The following is an 18054-nucleotide window of genomic DNA, read 5'->3' on the forward strand; positions in this document are numbered from 1 at the left end:
CAAAAAAAAGACGAGACTGATCTCTGCAAAGAGATCAGTCTCGTCTTTTTTACATTCCCCATAACCAGTATGAGCTACTAAGAGTCATTGAACCTATTCTTCCTCGCTAGCAGAGTTCAGAATATTAATGGCAGTGATCAAGCCTCCTTCTACCGCCAATCCTTGTGTAGCTTTAGAGGTCGCTACATCAATATTGTATACAAAGCTACCTGTCTCAGTTGTCACACCTACATGCACAGTACCACCATCTTCTGATACCAAGTTGTTGCCACCCGTTGTGATTTGAGTAATCGTAGCAGGGTCTGGCATGCCAGTCACCCAGTCAAAAGTCTTGTTGTACACATCGATGATGGCATACGCTTTACCTCCACCCCAAGCGGTAGTCATTTCCGCTTTGTTTTGCATGATACCGATGAACTTACCATCCCCTGCGTAGATGTGAGAATCGATCACATATCCACCAGAGGCTTCTTCCAGATTGAAATAGTAATCGTCAAAGTCGTCCGTTGCATTAGCGATTCTAGTCACGGCAGATGGCAGAGTTTCTATCACTTCCCAATTGGCATTCATAGGTACAGCCGAAGAAAAGGCATAGCCATCTCCCTGTTCGTCAAAGGTGAGTCCAGAGGTAAAGTATCTACCAATAAAGCTCGTCCTGTCGTCAGATATCGTCTTCACGTATTGCATCTCTGGATACGAATAAACTGCTACGTTGGCCTCATCTGGATAGTCCGTGCTCCATCCCCCTTCAGTAGTTCCTTTGATGGTGAAATAAGGCAGGTACACCAAATCATCTCCCTTGGCTGTGATCCACGAGAAATAGGCCAATTCACCATTTTCTTTGTTGGCCACTTCCTGACAGTTGATTTGTCCCTCGTTCACTATAGTCAGGGAATTAGTACTGATTCGGTACCAATACAAGTATGGATCATCAGCACTGGCGGTCATTTTGATCGTAAGTAAGTCCTCAGCTACTGGCGCAAAGGCTCTCACAGTCTCGGCCTGAAAATCAGACAAAACCTCCAACTCTCCAGATGAACTCAACTCGTAGGTCGTGACAGCTCCTGCGTTTCCCTGACCGTATAGCATACTGAAGAATTTGTTGTTGCTCGTGACGTAGTAGCGGTACGTTCCATCTTGCTCGATACCATTGGCCGTCGTAGAAATCGTACCAGTCGTCAGGTCATCAGCAGTCAGGATGTAATCAGCCACTCCCTCCGAGGCAATAGGTGTTGCGGTCACAATATATTTTGAACTGGCACCTCCATCTGGATCAGGCGATGGAGAACTACCATTGTCCTCTTCACATCCCCCGAACAGCAGTGCTGCGAATCCTAATGCAAATAATAAATAAGTGTTTTTCATGTTTGTCTTATGATAAAAAAATTAGAAAATGTTATAGGTAATCTTGCCCGTGAAACTTCTTCCGGGCTTTTGTAGACTGAAGTTGTCGTACAGTTTCTTGTTGGTCAGGTTTCGACACTCTGCCGTCAATTGCAGTTTGTCATTGAGGATGTAGGTCAGTGTCAGATCATGAGAAACCTGTGCTGGGATGTCCAACTTGTCACTGCCCTGACTCGGCCAATACAGATAAAATCCATGCACATAGAGTAGGTTATACCCGAGGTTTAGACGGTGTCCCTTGTCCCACAAATCATGAAAAGTGTAGGTCGCATTGCCATTGCCAAACAGGTATGGTTCATTGGGGATGCGGTCTCGGTAAACTGGGCTTTCTGTGATGTATCCTGGTTCATACTGCGTATTGTTTCGTAAGTTTTGATAGGTAATGTTCGCTCCGATATTGAGTACATCTTTGTATTCGTACCTCATCTCACCATCTACCCCTAGATTGGTCACGCTACCCAGATTGTCCATGATGATCTTCACCTGATTGCTACTAAACCTTGCGCGGATAAAATCCTTGGCGTATCGATAAAAACCGCCTGCATTGAAATTGAGGCGATTGTCTGGATTGACCGTAACCCATAGGCTGGCTCCCAGATTGTAATTGTGACTGTGTTCAGGTTTCAGATCGATATTCGCATCTAGATTGATCATATCCCCAAACAACTCATTGGACTCAGGCAAACGATAACTCTTTTCGTAGGAGGCTTTCAGCTGTAGGTTGTCATATACGAACCAACTCAAGGCAGCACCATAGCCCATACTATTGAAGGTACTGGTGGTATTGTTGTACTCATATTGGTTATAGCCTTCCTGCTCTGTGACCTTGGTGAACTCGTTTCGCTGGAAATATTCCTTCATAAAAACCGAAGCATTCCAAGACTCCCGCTCATAGGTATACCCCAGACCTAGTATATTCTTTTGGTTCTTTCTAGGTTCATCGAACTCGTCGTTTTCTGGGTTGAGCTCATCTTCTCCCTTCCGGTTAAAAGTGTTGAAAGTATTGCTCAGAGCCACCGAATGATGTGCGACACGGTACTCCACATTGGCCATGGTAATGCCCACATTGTCTCGAAACTTGTACAGTGAGTACGATCGCTCACCGCCTGGCACAGCATACTCCTTGTATTGTCCAAACCAATTGTACCTACGGTTTACCGTGTCTATGTTTTGCTCCATCCCTGCGTTGTAGTTGGCGTTGAGTCTTACATTAAGACCTTTGGTAAACAGGTCATTTTTCACATACTTCAAACTCGGCATGATGATCGTCCCCTTTCTGTGCCACTTGCCAAAAACCGTCTCCACACGAGCTCCAGTCTGGATTTCCTGATATTTTTGGCCTAGCGTAGCACCGATCAGCAGTTGGTCAGCAAAAGGCTTATTGACTAGCCCTGCCTTTACTATAATCGTTTCGTTGTGATAGGTGTCATGAAAACGCTCCACGGTCTGGTCGCGATTGTAAGCTCCTGTATTGATATCGGCCACATCGACTCCCATCATCTTGTAGTTGTTGTCGGAGTAGTTCTGAAAGGCATTGAGCTGAACCGTAAATCCAGACTCTGGCGCTACGTAGATGGCATTGACAATCGTACGGTGGGTATTGAATGAACCGTAGGAATATGAGACATCCAAATGACTCTTTTCGTAGGTGTTGGTCACGATATTGACTGCTCCGCCCAAGGCATCAGCTCCCAGACTAATCGGCACGACTCCTTTGTACACTTCGATACGCTCTGCCATCCCCACGGGTATGTTGTTGAGCTGAAAAGCCGAACCGAGGTTATCCATCGGGATACCATCGATAAACATGCGTACCTGATTGCCTCTGAATCCATTGATCGAAAAGCTCATTTGAGAACCTACTCCTCCCGCTTCTCTCACTCTCACTCCCGAGGTTCGGTCCAAGGCGTGCGCCAAATCCAGTGATGTACCGTGCAGGGCTTTAGCATCGACCACTGCCACGTTAAACGCCTTTTCTTCTATCTCCTGAATTACGCTTTTCCCCGTCACAGTCACAGCTTCTAGGCTCATAATATCCTCCTGCAATACGAAGTGATGAGTCGCTTGAGCATTTGCTCTCAAGTTCATTTCCATTTCATGAGGTTTGTAACCCAAACAGGTAATCCTTACTTTCGTCAGTCCCTGTTTTAGTCCAGAGATAGTGTAGGCTCCTTTCTCATCGGTCACGTCTCCGAGGAAAGCGTCTACCAATCTCACCGTTGCTCCTGGGATTGGTACGCCCTTTTCGTCTGACACTACACCTGACACTATAGAGGTCTGAGCAAACACACTAATAGGCAAAAACAGGAGACATAGAACTACCAGAAGGATAATATTTGATTTCGTCATGGGGGATTTTACTTGAAGGTTATTTTTGAATAGGTATTGATTCCAATACTTTGAGGATATGATGGTTTGCCCAATTGTGGTTTTTATGCTTCTACCATTTGCTGTATTTCGGTTTCCAGCTTCTGCATCCATGCAGCCAGTCTCGGCTCATTCATATCTCTCTGGTTGTCCGAGTCCAGCGGCAATCCATAGAACAAGCCATCCTCAAACAACCCTTTGGACTCGTCAAAGTCATAATCGACATTGGGCCACATGCCTATGATATGCCCACCGTTAGCCAAAATCACTTCACCTAAGATGCCTAAGCCATCGACGAAGTACTCTGCATAGTCGTACTGGTCTCCCAAACCGAACATCGCGACTACTTTCCCAGAAAAATCGATGGTTTGAAACTGTTCGAAAAAGTCCTCAAAATCACTTTGCAACTCGCCATCATACCAGGTGGACAAGCCGATAATGATAAAATCAAAACGTGCGTAATCCTCGACCGTCATATCAGATCCTTCGATGACCTCCAGCTCAGAGATATTCCATGAGTCAACAAACATTTTGACTACCTCTTCGGTATTTCCACTATCTGAACCATAAAAAAGCCCGACCTCATTTTCTAAAAATATTGACATGGTGATTCTTAATTTTTATTGTTCTTAAACCTTGTTTTCAAGTGCTACATGAGTCTCCCACGGCACTTCTATTTCTTCGAACCAACCTCTACCCGTCCTCCTATGGATACAGATTGCACCATGGAGAAATCAACAACTTTATCTATTCTTAATTAGATTGATTCTAAATAATGCAATATTAGAAAGAAGTATCACGAGTTTCAATCGCTAGTACTAGCGAATTGTATACGCATAGATTTGTCTCTTTTTTCCCCTGAATGCTATAGACAGTGCATGGATATGAGGTTGACTAATAACCAGTTGAGCAATCCTCCCAAGGAAAAGAGAGAAGGAAATAACGGTGATGTTGGAGCATCTAAACAAGATGGATTTCAAAATCGACCTGATGGAGGCAATGCAAACTATAGCTGGTCACAATACCATCGAAACATCCGATCAGGAGTTTCTCAATACGATCAAGTACTGGAAGGATGAAGACAAACTATCGGCTCTTGTTTCGGGAGGGAATCTCAGTATATCCTTTGCGTTTGAAAGAATGAGTCTTTGAGATAATATTTTAAATGATTGGAATAATGAAAGTCGAATATTGATTTTTATCCCCAGCAATACCGACTAATCCTTTAACTCTCTACAGAGAATAGAAATCGTCCTTGATCATGTCTGTGTCAATTCCCTCCAACAATCCTTTGATGGTCGAGCGATCCGCTGGTGTAAGGTTCACAACAGGCTTAGCGCCAACCTTGGACTCTTTCTTGGCATCAAGAATATCCTCTTTGGTGATCTCGCCTTTTTTCAGCCGATCTGCAATCGATGGGTAAGAAATACTAAAAATCAAGTATTTCACTAACTTATCACTCTGCTCATCTTTAGCATACTTCTCTTCTTTCCCCTCTACTATCAGTGTCTTACGTGCTACTTCATACTGATTGATGAATCGTTTCATCTGCCGTGGATTATCAGGCACTACATACTCTAAAAATTTTTGCAAATACTTCTCAATATTCTCCCTAATATCTTCATGAATTGCGTCCATTTTTTCGTCCATTTTTTGATTCTTACCACTACCTTCATCTTTTTTCTTCACCTCTTCGGTTGGCCTCTCCTGTGGTTCTGCACCTTCGTCTAACTCCTTGACCTTAACATGACCTATTAGATTATCCCAATACGATTTTAAGGTGTCAGGGTCAGGTTTAGGTACGTTAAGGGTCAGCTGAAAGGTCTTCTGTAGGAACTTGTCTCCTACCGTACAGCCATCATTTGTGATACACTTAAAGTCACGATACTTTTGACTGAAGCAGTTGCTCACCCAGCGACCGTCTGCAGCGATGATATAGAGGACAGGTCTGTCTTTGAACAGATTTTGGATACCCTCTAGTAGCGAGACAGTCGCCTCCACATCGCATCGGTCTAGGTCATCGATAAAGATTGCCAGGTCGTTGTCTTCTGCGATCTGATTGAACCTTTTGCGAATGGGCTCGAAGGGGTGTTCGGTGAATTGCTTCTTGAGTTCTTCCCGTGATACGGACCTAAAGAAAAAATTATTCACCAACCCGGTGATCACACCGACAAACGTCCCTACCAAACCAATCAGGCTAGTGTAAAATCCTATATCATAGCTGGAATCACTAGAAGGGTCAGAGAAAGAAGTTGAAAAAAAGTACGCACTCACAACAAAAACAGCAATGAGCAAAAATGCCCAAAGCTTGTGTCGGTACTGAAGCTTGAACTTCCAATATCGGTGGGATGAAAACTCACCTGATAGTGACTTGTCAGAGGCGTATTTGCTGATTTGATTGATCAAAATCCACCAAGGATCTTTGAATCTCTGGTTCTCCCAGGCATTGTACTGGATCACCTCCCATCCACTCTCTTTCAAGTGTTCTTCAAAGAAATTGAGCATGGACGACTTACCCGACCCCCATTCACCATTGAGTAAGATGGTATAGGGTTCCTTATGATCTACAAACAATTCATTGACGCTTTGGGTCACACTCTTTACCAATCTCTTCCTGCCCAACTCGTCTTCATCTGCAGCTGCAGCTGCATCTGACCAGAAGGAGGCCGTCTTGTCAGTTGTTTGACCTGTCCATTCAATAGGCTTATAACCCAGCTTTTCTCTTACCTTCAAAGTATTTGAAAGCATTTGACTGAACTTATCGTCAGGGATTTCGAATTCATTACTTAAATCATTGGATTCAATTACCTTATAAATTTTTGGCTTATCTACTGTGAGAAAATATGTGAGTGCCCTTTGCCATGAGTCCTGATCATATAGTATAATGTATTGTTTCTTATCATTTAAGATTTTGACAAAGTTTTGCGCAATAGCATCAAAGCATTTCACGAGCTTTTCACTATGACCTTTTTTTCTGTATGCCAGCTCTAAATACTTAGAAGATATTTGACCTTCCTTAAAGTTCACCACAAAACCTATGGCTTGGGTCATGTTAACATCTCCAATTTTTGTAAATCCAACAAAAATGTATCCCGAACCTTGGAACCATTGGCCTTCACTTAGTCTCTTTTCTTTCGATCTAGAACTATCTTGTTGTCTCAACCAAAACTTTAAATTAGAGTCTCTTTCTTTTCTCCATTTCAATAAAAACAAGAGAATCTCATCGCTTAAGCTTGCTACTGGACTAAGTCCTTTGTCATTAGGAATTTGATTACTGTCTATCTCACTATTTGGTTCGTTTACGTCCCTTTCAACTTCTGAAGTATCAATCCTCCCCATACCTTTTAAAGGGACAATAGGTTTTGTTTCACCCTCATCAAGATCAATAGTTGTGTATTTTTTTAGATTCTTTCTCGCTATTTTTAAAGCTAGATCTTTATCCATAATTCTTATCTCTCGACGCTTATTCTCTGGCAAAAGCTCTATCAAAATAACTGGTTCTCCTTCATCAATTATGTCCCACTCATTTCTAGATGGGCTATACTCGCCAGGCTCTTTCTCCCAGGTTTCACGATACACTTTATTTTCCTCTCCCGTTTTTCTATGTTTTATTATCATCATAACTGTACCAGTAATTATCCCCCTATACCCCCATCATTGTAGGGCTGAATATCTATCTCCTTTAGCATCTACCCTACGTGGGCGCGGTCCTATTTCATAGCCGTATTTTCTTGATTTGGTTGACTGAGTATGGAACTACCCCGATCCCTAAGGCAAGGAGTACATAAGTAAAATCAGAGAGGTCTAGCCTAATCGAACGGTAGATGTTCATATAGAAGTAAAAGGAGGTAATGCAGACACCCAGGATAAGACTAGTGATCCCTGACAGGAACAAAACTAATCGACTGGCACTACGCTTGGTCGTCACAGGCTTGTCAGGTTCAGATTCTTTGGTCTCTTGGTTCGTATCCTCATTCTTTTTGGCCTCTTGCTTTTTAGCCTCTTGCGCGATGATTAGCTTTTTGATCTCTACCTCGGTCTCAGCCAGTAGATCTGTATAGTGTACATCCTGATCGCTGAGGTATTTTTTGATCACCCATATCGTAATGACGAAGATGATGAGTGGGGCTAGCACGATCACTATACCGAGCAATACGCCGAGCCATTCTTGTATGTTTTCCATAGTATTAGTTTAGCTATTTCTGACCCATCATTCCTTGGTCGTTATTATTTCTTCATTAATGGCTTTGTCGATCACGGCTTTTAGCTCCAGTAGTTCGGTCTCACTAAAACTATTGGAAGACAACCATTTGTCATCCTTTTTGTAGATTTTTTTCACTTGAAAATTTTTCCAAGTCTTTCCATCCTTTCGTGTGTTGACCCAAACTGTAATGACAGCCGACCCTACTCTATACTCCGTTTTAGGCTTTTTTCTTTGCTGTTCTGTTTGCTCTTGTGCTTTTAGCTCCTGCGAAAATCCAACGACTGAAAACGTCATTAGTAAAATCATTGTCAATATTATTCTCATTCTTTTGATGTTTTGGTTCTAAGTTTTGATTGTAATCTTGTACTGGTCACTGCTGCCTGTAGGGCAACAGTGCATTAAATAATCCTACTGCCAGATTTCTTAGGTACTAATATGAATATCCAGCAATGTCCCTTAATCTAGACCCTAACCCCTCCAAAAGTTACCCTCTGACGATACAGTATTTGTATCATGCTGACCAAATACGCTACAACAGAACTTTTGGAGGGTTCTATAAATCGAACTCAGGTTACTAGGCATATCTAGGTTTTGGATCATTATTTCATACTTTCCCCTTTTGGTTTTTTCCATCTCTCCCATTTTAAATCCACTTTGTTCCACACAGATGTTTCGCCTCTATTGAATCGATAATGTCCATCATCTGAGGTCATTAGTATTTCATCCGCCCCAGGAAATCTGAGTTGAAACTGCTTATTGCTATCATATGGGTAATAGTAAATATTGTTATCAAATAATTTGATCGTGCTTTGTATAGTTATGGTTCCATCTAGTTCTTGAATTGTATAGGGGATTCGACCTTTTTGCTTGAAAAATTCTTCAATGCTGCCCAAGAACCCATTTTCAGCACGAGCAGCCTGGTACCCCTTCCAATATCCAGTATATTTCACCAGAGAATCCTTATATGCGGAATCAATGACCCCACATTTAAACAGAGTATTTATGTATGTAGAGCGTTCCCGTCCTTGCAATGTCATGGCCTGCTCAATCAATCCATTCTGAAACTGTTTTTGATCCAGCTTCCGCTTTTCATTGGTATTTACCCACAGGCTAAACACCCCCAAAATAAAACTGAGTAGCCCTGCTGATATGAGGATTCTAAAAAACGAGTTTGATTTTTTTTCTTGTTCCATAGTTTTAAAATTTTAAAGCCCCATCAGGGCAACAACATTTATAATACTTCGTCACCAGCGGTCATAACGCGACTTGATCACTAGACGGCCATAGAGTATCTGGCTGGTAGACTGATGATTTCTCCACTTATCGCAGGGGATTCCCTGATCGCTCCTTCGTCGCTTCAGCGAATGACGGTTGGTGGGGCACGAAGTATGACAACTCCGTCAGGGACTCGGCTTGAATGTGTAAAAACCCCAACTGATTACAAGTTGGGGTTTGATGCGTTCCGTTTATGAGGGTTCTACAATTCCTAACATCTCTAGCATCTGCGGTTCGTCTTGTAGTGCGACACGCGCGATCCCGATGAAATCTCCCATCCAGTCTTCGAGCTCCTCGACGGCACGATCTCTCACCTCTGTGGCTGCCTGTGCATCGCCTTTCTCTTTGAGTTGGACAGCCAGCTTGTCAGCTACATCTGCTACGGCTTCTTTGCTAGCAGTCAGCACTGCCTCGGTGATGCTGAGTTTGGACAGCTCCGCCAAGACAGTCGCATCAGCTAGGGCGTTGGTATAAAATACCGATGCCTGACTGAGCCATCCGGAGTAGGTTTGTTTTCTACGTCCTGATATATCTAGTGCCTCTAGCGCACCACGATTATCTTTGAGCACTATCCGAGCCAGTTTCACCTGTTTGATGTAGGCTTTATTGGCGGCATACTTCGCAGCATCTAGCGCATCGGTGGCTTGATACTGCTCTCCATATTCTTTTTTCTGTTTTTCCTGCTTGACCTTGGCATCCTCATAGAGTGCCTTGCCTACTGCCAGTACCTCTGCGGTATAGCCGTATTCTGATAAGGTCTCTAACAGACTGGGGTTGCCCAGGGCATTGGTGATCGCCACTTGTGCAAACAGGATTTTAGAATCAATCGTTGTATTGTTCATATAGATGTTGGTTTTGTTACGTGATTTTATGGATAGCTACTTGGTAGCTGTCGTTTTTGAGCCGTAGCTGTGACTTTATTCATGGTAGCTGTCATTTTTTGATGGTAGCTGCCGTTTTTTAGTGGTAGCTACCACGATGGGGACGGTAGCTGCCACTTTTCGATGGTAGTTGTTGTTTTGTAGTGGTAATTGTCATTTTAGAGTACATTTTATTGATAGCTTTTTTCTCCTCCGATACGATTCGCTATTATTAAAATGGTTCTCCAGCATTCCCTTCCATACGTAGAACTGCCTTTTGTACAAGTAGAGAAGCCTTTTGAAACGGGTAACCCAAAACCTGACTCATCAAACTGCTCCACTTGTGATGTGAGGATGATACTTTGCCCATCAACCCACGCTTTGACTTTTATGGATTCCGTTTCAGCGATGAAGGAATCTGTTTCTAGATAGGAACCCGTATTCTCAATTACCTCACCCCCCTTTTCAGATAGCCCCACTGCAACTACATTGTCTAACATTGCCTTTGGTTGGTTTGTTAGCACTTTAATTTTTGATGAGCTAGCACTAGGTTCGGATGACCAGCCCTGCAGAAGATCCCCTGATGTGGCAGAACTAGCGACCGTGGTGGTAGGAGAACCTGAGTTTGAATGAGGTGAAACACCTTTTTGACTAGCGAAGGTTATAGATGCTAGTACTATTAATATTGTAGTTTTCATGTATTCTGATTTTATCGGTATAGAATTTTTTAGCTATTGTTGCTAGCATGTATGACTTGACATAAAGGCTTATTTACTTAGTTTGTAACTAAGACCTATCCCAAGTTGCCATCCCCTCTTCCAGACTTTAGTACTGATCTCTTCATTGGTTAGGTTGCTGAAGTCGGCTAGATTTCTGTCTTTATATTTTTCATCAATCGCATTGACCATCCCAATCGCAGGGCCTCCCGATATACTTAGTTTCACTTTTTTACTGTTTAAGCTAAGACCACCGCCAAAGGCAATATTTGGAGTGATATCCTCATCAAATGGGACGAAGAATCCAAGACTAATTAATGGTCTGATGATGCTTCCCGTTCGAAATGAGATTTCGCTATTGAGACCTATGCCTACAGTCATATCGTTAGTATCTCCCTGCTTGGCTCTCAATTCTTTTGTACCACTATCATTTGTCACGCTATCGGTATAGACCTTGTTATTCGCTAGATCTGTCATAAACAATGTGCTATTAATGTCAAAATCAACCCCGCCTGAAACGAGGTAAGATCCTAAGTCATACTCTTTTGGTGTACCCCCCTGCGTAGTTTTGATACTTAAACTGACTTCTAGTTCATCGGCATCTTCAGAGCTCAATGCAATAGGGGTTAGAGAAACATAATTAGGGTACCAACCTAAAATTTTACCTAATCTCACCACATCTTCGGGAGTCATTCCAGTTGTATCTATTCGTTCTTTTAGTTTATTCTTATAACTTTCTAAGGCATATACATCATTGATGTTCAAATACTCAATTGTTGATAGTGATGCTATCGCCATGTCTAGGTAATTACTTAATTCTCCAATGCCTTTGTCATCAGAACCACTATTTGCTTGAGTAGAGTCTTCATTATCACCTTCTTCAAAATATATGTCTGCTAATCCTTTGTCATAGCTATAGTCAGATTCATTTATTGAAACGGTGACTGTTTCAAGGTTATGAAAATTATACCCTCTAATAAACACTGCAACGCTTCCATTTTGTGGAATCCCATTTGCTCTCGAAAACGAAATAGACTCTTCATTCTGGTTTCCAGCTTTGCCACCTTCTTGTTCACTCTGGGTTTCAGCTTTGCCATCGTCTTGTCCACCCTCCACCTTATGTTTAAGCAACTGCGTATTACTTTTTATCCATGGATTAGGTGCAGCATCAATGATTATATATCTATTTTTCTTATACGAATCACCTATTCGAGGAAACCCCTTTGAATTTCTAAAACTGGGAATAGGAGTTTGTGTTGGGTCGTTTGAAGAAACACCCTCCTCTGTATCAGCTGGCTGTTGAGTAAATGACACCTGAAATTCTTTTTCGGTTGTATCGTTTCCTATTATGGCTATTTTGTATGATTCGAATTGTGGTGTTGCATATTTAGAAATATCATACTTAGAATCATCTCCCGCAATGGAAGTTAGAGTATCATAAGTCTCCCCATTAAATCGAAATAGCGAATACGTTTTATCTGCAAGGATAATAAATTGCTGTTGTGAATCTTTTGCTCTGGTTATTGTATCATTCAATTCCAACCGATCTCTTGATATTAAAATTTCTTGGCTAAGGACAAAATCACAGCACCCGAACATGGATATGATGGTTAATAGTATAAATCGCTTCATTATTTTATCTTTATGGTTTTAGAATAATTGTAGTGGATTGTTTTTAAAGAAATCAAGTAGGAATGTTTACTATTAGAAGCAATTAACACTCCTATGAATTTTCCGTTTGGGTCAAAAACTGGTGCTCCGCTATCACCTCCCTTAGCTGAGCCATCTAAGACAACAAGCCCTTTGATTGTTTGTTTTACTTTCCCTTTGAAATAATTAATTGGCTGTTTCGAAAAGATGTTTTTTACTTTTCTAACTATTACATTATTTGATCCTGCCCCCCAGTATTGAACATAGGTTTGATTTTTTTCATCATCATAGTCGAGGTATCTAGAACCATACGGTCCTATTTTAGTCTCCCATTCGTCAAGTAGACTGACATTAGCGTTCAACTTCATAAAACCTATATCCAACCAATCATCCAGTTGACCTTTTATCACTTCCCCTATTTCATTGCCTTTTTTAGGGTATAGAATTGAACTACTATTCCTGATGTTATGAGAGTCTGTATTTTTTTGATTGGATCGGAGTTCTTCAGGAAACAAGACATGATAACACCCCATTACATACTCTTGGTTTTCCAGTAAAACTTTAATCCCTAAAGTACCAAACCCTTGAATTCCTTTTCTGGAGATGCTTGATGCAAGAGAAAGCGGGGTACTCAAATTTGTAGTTTCAGGAGATTCTTCGACATCAACAGGGATTTTGTATCCTTTATAGAATATACTTTGGGGCAATACATTATTTGAAGAGCTTCGTTTTTTGGCGACTTCAAAGACTATCGAGTATAGATTAGTTAATTGACCAGCTGTACTTTTAAGCCCCGCAGTAACTCCTGTTAGCGAATATTGGTTTTCAAATTCGTCAGATTGATTTATAATCCAATCCGATACTAATTGGTGTTGTGATTTTCCGTGTAAATGATCATAAATAGGTGTTGGAATGGTGGCATTTGGTAGTAAGAATCCCCCACTCCAGTAGTAGTTATCAGCCTCATCTCGGTACCAAGTATCCATCCCATCATAAGAATCCCCTAAGTATAGTTTTTCACCTACTTCGATCTCACTGCCTGGAGCGAGGTATTGGTAGCAGGGGGCATTGACACTGGGCTTGCCTACTCTTACATTTAGATATTTGGTTACAGTTACTTTCATTAGCCGACTCTTTTTATATTGTTGCTCCCTGACGTGCTTTTATCCTTTTGTGATGTGGTGGTGGTCTGTATAGAGGACCTTAGTTTCATGAGTTTGTTTAAGAGATCAAACCAAAAAGGGGCACCTAGGGAGATGGCTAGTGCGGTGAGCAGCCAGCCCATTAAACTGCCGAAAATAGAATTGCCTCCATTCCTAACCGGCATGCACCAACAGGAGCACTTGCTGGTATGATCTGCGTGACACTCTCCCGATGACCAGCCTAGCCCCATGAGGTCATTGACATTTTGGATATCCGTCTCGATCAGCTGTTTGGTCTCGGAGATCAGCGTATCTCTATGCGCCACCAATGAATCATACCTCGCTAGCGTACTCTTTTTGAGGGATCTGAGAGAATCAGAGCCTGTCGTGTCTGATGCTAGCAGCTGATCGATGGACTCCAACCTGGCTGTCATTTCTTGTTCTAGATTAGGATGCGCTTCTAAAAAGACCTCTGTCTGCTTGATCATCGCTGTTCGCAATTCGGGGTCTGAAGAAAGCTTCTTGACAATCAAAACCGTGTCTACATTGAATACAATGGCGATTCCCAATCCAATAAAAAGGAGAACCACCTGACAATATTTCTTGTACCAGCCGATGGTTCGTTCCATCATCTGATCATACCATCTTTCCAATAGCCTTTTGAATTCCTCTACATCCCCTTGGGCATCTACCCATAGCGATTTGAGATAGAAGAGCGTCTCCGGGTCTATTCGACTCACAGGGGAGTCCGCATCGTCTACATTGACAGGATGAAACGCTCCTTTCTCTATAGACTCATCAATTTTTGATCGGATATCATCCCCTGGTTTTACATCTGATCCTCTCAGTAAATCGACCAATACTTTGGCGAAATTATCCGCTGAAAAAGAAGAGGGTCTTTTGTGCCAAGCGTCCTCTGACTTGTACTTGATCTCAGGGTGATCGTAGAATGCCTGAGACAGCCCCTTTTTCTTGAGCAGTGTGGTCAAGTTAAAAGGGATAATCAATCGACCCCATGTCTTTAACCGATCCATAAAGGGCTGACGATCCTTGGCATCATCTAGCATTCTAGCGATTGCTTTTTCTAATATCTTACCTCTAAAAGAAAGGCTCGTAGCGATGATCTCTTGAATGAGAGACCCCAACAAACTATACAGCAGGTAAATAAATACCAAGCCTATTACTACATCTAGTGCAACACTTCCAGTCATGTTATTTCATTTTTAATAGTCAAATATTTTCCACTCACCCAGCCTTCTTTTTCTATTTTCACCCGGCACCATTGGCCTTGTCTTTCTAGTATCTCGACCTGCTCTCCCTTGGTGAGTGGCTCCATGACGAGATCACTACTGGCTGAGGGTTCGCTGCGGACGTTGAGCTGATAGGCGGTGACGGTGGCGTGTGGCTTGTCTTGTTTTGGTGCTGCGAAGGTCTCTGGTTCTTCGGCTTCTCTATCGGCGTACAGGATATCGTTGCGGAGTTTGTCCAGCGGAAAGGCTGGCCCTGGATCGATCTTCCTACCTGGAGAAACCTCCTCATGACCGAGGATGAGTTTGATCCCATAGGTCTCTACTAGCAGACGAACGACCCGTTCGACAATCTCTATCTGCTGCGCTGTATATCTGTGCCAGTAGGTAGGTTCGCTTTCGTTTCGGTGTGTGCCTCTGAACACTTCTGTGGCGGGGTAGGATTTCTTGAACCATGAGAGGTATTCGTCCGCTTGTCGGTCGAGTCGGCCGGCATTGTCTATCTCGATACCGATGCTGTAGGTGTTGAGTCCGGTGCGGTCATTCCAGCGACTCTTGCCCGCATGCCAAGCAACGGTATCAAAAGGCACCAGCTGGGTAATACTGTCGTCCCGACCGATGACGAGATGTGCACTGGCTTTTATTTTGGGATCGGTCAAGGTTCTCACCGAGGACTTGGCATCCCTACCAGCTGTATAGTGGATCACCACCGTATCTGGCAAAGCGGGCTGGAATAGGCCGCTGGTCTTGTTGGTCAACTGCTGGCTCACAGGTGAGCCAGAGGAAGCTACCAATAAATGATTTTCGATTTTCATGGCTTACAATCTTTTTAATGGAACTAAAAAGACAGCAGACCACTGGGTTGAATACATAGCAGGCATGTTCTAATCAAGTTAGGTGTTGGTTATTCGCTCTAAAAAATGCTGCATTTCTAATCTAAAAAAATATTGTTCAATTAAGAACTATATCCTATTGAAAATCAGCAAGTTTAAAAAATAATCACATCTGATCTAAACATATTAATATTTACCCTATCGAGAGAGATCTGTGTACTAAGTCTAAGAGCAAATGTGCGAGAAACTTCACCAGTATTCTCCCTCCCGTCATGCCTCGATCTCCGTAATAGGTTTAGACTTTCTTTGGAACTGAACCTCAATTATATTGCGCTTAATGAAATGCTGTTTATAAGCATGCTTTGCAAGCGCGCGCTAGCAAAACCAAGTACCTCCACTCAGGCTATACGCACCAAAATAGCAACCAAATCACGGTTTTAGTTCTTCGGTAATCCACGGTAGTACCGTCTCTACCCATCGGGCGTACATCTGCCCTGATGGATGAAGGCCATCAACAGCGATTAGACTGGGATTGGATTTGGCCTCTCTCGATATCTCGGTAATATCAAAGAATATAACACCTTTATTTTCAGTCATTTGCTTCTTCAGCCTGTTGTATTCATCTATTTCCTCCGCGATACGTTCGGGATCAGCGCTTTGCCCAAAGGGCGTAACCCCATAATCAGGAATAGACAGCACCACGACGCGCTTTGGCTCCCCTCCTGCCAACGCGATGGCACGGTCTAGCAGTATCGGATACTCTGTCGTAAATCGCTCTATTGGTTGCCTCTGGTACTGATTGTTGACCCCTATCAGTAAGGACACCAGATCATAGCGCGCGCTCAGCTCCTTTTCCTGATCCATGGCATAGATCAAATTCGTGGTAGTCCAACCCGTCCTAGCGATAATCTTAGGCGCACTCATTTCCAGACCTTCCGACTTCAGCTCAGCGACTAACTGTACTGGCCAGCGGTCTTCCTCTGCCACACTCTGCCCGATGGTATAGGAGTCCCCTAGCGCCAAATAGCTAAGCTCTGATGTGGCTGGCGGAACATCCACTTGCTCCTCCTCATCAGTCACATCATCCGTTTCGTCTGATTGATCATCCTTATCATTTTGCGCTACAGTATCCCCCGCAGGCTGTACGCCGCTTTCTTCTTGGCAAGCCACACTTACCAATATAAACCATCCCAAAATCCATATTTTCATACTCCAGTTGTTCATCGTATTCGTCATTAGGATAGATACGTACATAGACTATGATTCAGATGTGGCACCCACCCATCTTTCACTTGTTTTCTGTAGATTAGAGATATGACATCCAGTATAGATCTCTACATCATGGCACTGCTTTATACCCTAGCTGGTATCAATCATTTCGTCAGGCCCAAGTTTTATCTCAGGATCATCCCTCCTATTTTCAAAAACAAAGCGCTCGTCAATCAACTAAGCGGTGCTGCGGAGATTCTGCTCGCCATCGGACTCTTGACTCCCTACCAGTCTTATGCCGCGTGGGGCATTATCCTGCTGCTCATTGCCGTTTTCCCTGCCAATGTCTATCACCTACAGCAGCATGGTGCGGGCATGCGCATCCCGATGTGGCTACTGTGGCTCAGGCTACCGCTCCAGCTCGTACTCATCGGATGGGCTTATATCTACACCTAAACCAAGGGGTAAATTCTGAAAGTCCATCATCGACTAATTTGCTCATTTCTAAACTGATCTAAAGTATTTTCCAAAGCATCTATAAATAGTAGACGGTAGATTACTTATCTTTACGGCCTAAATGCACCCACTGAGCACGCATCACGCGCATATCTCGGCTAACAAATTAACAAAAAACACGAATGGCGAAACCGCAAGAAACGTACAACAAGAAAGAAAAAGAAAAAAAACGACTCAAGAAACGAGAAGACAAACAGCACAAAAGAGAAGAGCGCAAAAAGAACTCTCAAGGTGGTGATCTCGAAACGATGCTGACCTACATCGATGAAGATGGAAACTTCACAGACACGCCTCCAGATCCTACTAAGAAAAAGAAAATCAATGCAAAAAGTATCGAAATAGGCGTACCAAAACGCGAAGAGGAAGTAGTAGATGCTATTCGTAAAGGTACTGTAGAGTTTTTCAACGATTCAAAAGGGTTTGGTTTCATCAAAGAAATCGGGACACAAGAAAAATTCTTTGTCCATGTGAATGGTCTGATTGACAAGATTCAAGAAGGAGACAGAGTATCCTTCGAACTAGAGCGAGGCATGAAAGGAATGAATGCCGTCCGCGTCAAAAAAGGCTAATCAATCAGCCAGATATCTCAGTGTTGCATACAAAAGAGCCACAATAGACAAAATCTATTGTG

Annotated in this window: 17 protein-coding genes; 3 read left to right on the forward strand and 14 right to left on the reverse strand. The window is 42.8% G+C overall.

The window, feature by feature from the left end:
• Positions 1-93: 93 nt before the first annotated feature.
• The 3 genes from BGP76_RS08660 to BGP76_RS08670 form a co-directional block, all read right to left on the reverse strand.
• Complete coding sequence (locus BGP76_RS08660) at positions 94-1365, reverse strand: DUF4374 domain-containing protein (protein WP_119844369.1); 1272 nt, start codon at positions 1363-1365, stop codon at positions 94-96.
• Positions 1366-1386: 21 nt separating this feature from the next.
• On the reverse strand, positions 1387-3753 hold the full coding sequence (locus tag BGP76_RS08665; RefSeq protein ID WP_119844370.1) for a TonB-dependent receptor: 2367 nt from the start codon (positions 3751-3753) through the stop codon (positions 1387-1389).
• 83 nt (positions 3754-3836) lie between these two features.
• Positions 3837-4376, reverse strand: coding sequence for a flavodoxin (locus BGP76_RS08670; RefSeq protein ID WP_073124443.1), 540 nt, complete (start codon positions 4374-4376; stop codon positions 3837-3839).
• A gap of 364 nt (positions 4377-4740) precedes the next feature.
• Here BGP76_RS08670 and BGP76_RS20165 point away from each other — a divergent pair, with 364 nt between their 5' ends.
• Positions 4741-4923 (forward strand): hypothetical protein, encoded by a 183-nt coding sequence (locus BGP76_RS20165; protein ID WP_147407429.1) that lies wholly within the window; start codon positions 4741-4743, stop codon positions 4921-4923.
• 81 nt (positions 4924-5004) lie between these two features.
• Here the strand turns inward: BGP76_RS20165 and BGP76_RS08680 are convergent, their stop codons facing one another.
• The 11 genes from BGP76_RS08680 to BGP76_RS08730 all read right to left on the reverse strand — a co-directional run bounded on the left by BGP76_RS08680 (position 5005) and on the right by BGP76_RS08730 (position 16952).
• Complete coding sequence (locus BGP76_RS08680) at positions 5005-7392, reverse strand: P-loop NTPase fold protein (protein WP_119844372.1); 2388 nt, start codon at positions 7390-7392, stop codon at positions 5005-5007.
• A gap of 94 nt (positions 7393-7486) precedes the next feature.
• Positions 7487-7954 (reverse strand): hypothetical protein, encoded by a 468-nt coding sequence (locus BGP76_RS08685; protein ID WP_119844373.1) that lies wholly within the window; start codon positions 7952-7954, stop codon positions 7487-7489.
• Between the two features lie 27 nt (positions 7955-7981).
• The gene (locus BGP76_RS08690; RefSeq protein ID WP_147407430.1) at positions 7982-8299 is read right to left on the reverse strand and encodes a hypothetical protein; all 318 of its coding nucleotides are present in this window, start codon (positions 8297-8299) and stop codon (positions 7982-7984) included.
• Between the two features lie 275 nt (positions 8300-8574).
• Complete coding sequence (locus BGP76_RS08695) at positions 8575-9168, reverse strand: hypothetical protein (RefSeq protein ID WP_073124435.1); 594 nt, start codon at positions 9166-9168, stop codon at positions 8575-8577.
• A 273-nt stretch (positions 9169-9441) separates the two neighbouring features.
• On the reverse strand, positions 9442-10092 hold the full coding sequence (locus BGP76_RS08700) for a hypothetical protein (protein ID WP_084190613.1): 651 nt from the start codon (positions 10090-10092) through the stop codon (positions 9442-9444).
• Positions 10093-10301: 209 nt separating this feature from the next.
• A complete protein-coding gene (locus BGP76_RS20170) occupies positions 10302-10808 on the reverse strand; it encodes a hypothetical protein (RefSeq protein WP_147407431.1) in 507 nt (168 codons plus the stop codon).
• A gap of 69 nt (positions 10809-10877) precedes the next feature.
• On the reverse strand, positions 10878-12458 hold the full coding sequence (locus BGP76_RS08710) for a hypothetical protein (protein ID WP_119844376.1): 1581 nt from the start codon (positions 12456-12458) through the stop codon (positions 10878-10880).
• The gene (locus BGP76_RS08715) at positions 12458-13600 is read right to left on the reverse strand and encodes a trypsin-like peptidase domain-containing protein (RefSeq protein ID WP_119844377.1); all 1143 of its coding nucleotides are present in this window, start codon (positions 13598-13600) and stop codon (positions 12458-12460) included. Before BGP76_RS08715 ends, BGP76_RS08710 begins: the two co-directional genes overlap by 1 nt.
• Positions 13600-14829: a hypothetical protein gene (locus BGP76_RS08720; RefSeq protein ID WP_119844378.1), complete on the reverse strand. Its 1230-nt coding sequence runs from the start codon at positions 14827-14829 to the stop codon at positions 13600-13602. The genes BGP76_RS08715 and BGP76_RS08720 overlap by 1 nt, the downstream gene beginning before the upstream one ends.
• Positions 14826-15680 (reverse strand): N-acetylmuramoyl-L-alanine amidase, encoded by an 855-nt coding sequence (locus BGP76_RS08725; RefSeq protein WP_119844379.1) that lies wholly within the window; start codon positions 15678-15680, stop codon positions 14826-14828. Before BGP76_RS08725 ends, BGP76_RS08720 begins: the two co-directional genes overlap by 4 nt.
• Before the next feature lie 447 nt (positions 15681-16127).
• The gene (locus tag BGP76_RS08730; RefSeq protein WP_255416089.1) at positions 16128-16952 is read right to left on the reverse strand and encodes an SGNH/GDSL hydrolase family protein; all 825 of its coding nucleotides are present in this window, start codon (positions 16950-16952) and stop codon (positions 16128-16130) included.
• 60 nt (positions 16953-17012) lie between these two features.
• On the opposite strand from BGP76_RS08730, the gene BGP76_RS08735 reads away from it, so the two are divergent.
• Positions 17013-17363 (forward strand): DoxX family protein, encoded by a 351-nt coding sequence (locus tag BGP76_RS08735; RefSeq protein WP_119844380.1) that lies wholly within the window; start codon positions 17013-17015, stop codon positions 17361-17363.
• A 182-nt stretch (positions 17364-17545) separates the two neighbouring features.
• The gene (locus BGP76_RS08740; RefSeq protein WP_073124412.1) at positions 17546-17992 is read left to right on the forward strand and encodes a cold-shock protein; all 447 of its coding nucleotides are present in this window, start codon (positions 17546-17548) and stop codon (positions 17990-17992) included.
• Positions 17993-18054 lie beyond the last annotated feature (62 nt).

The organism is Reichenbachiella sp. MSK19-1 (assembly GCF_003590315.1).
In the GTDB taxonomy this organism is placed as follows: Bacteria; Bacteroidota; Bacteroidia; order Cytophagales; family Cyclobacteriaceae; genus Reichenbachiella; species Reichenbachiella agariperforans.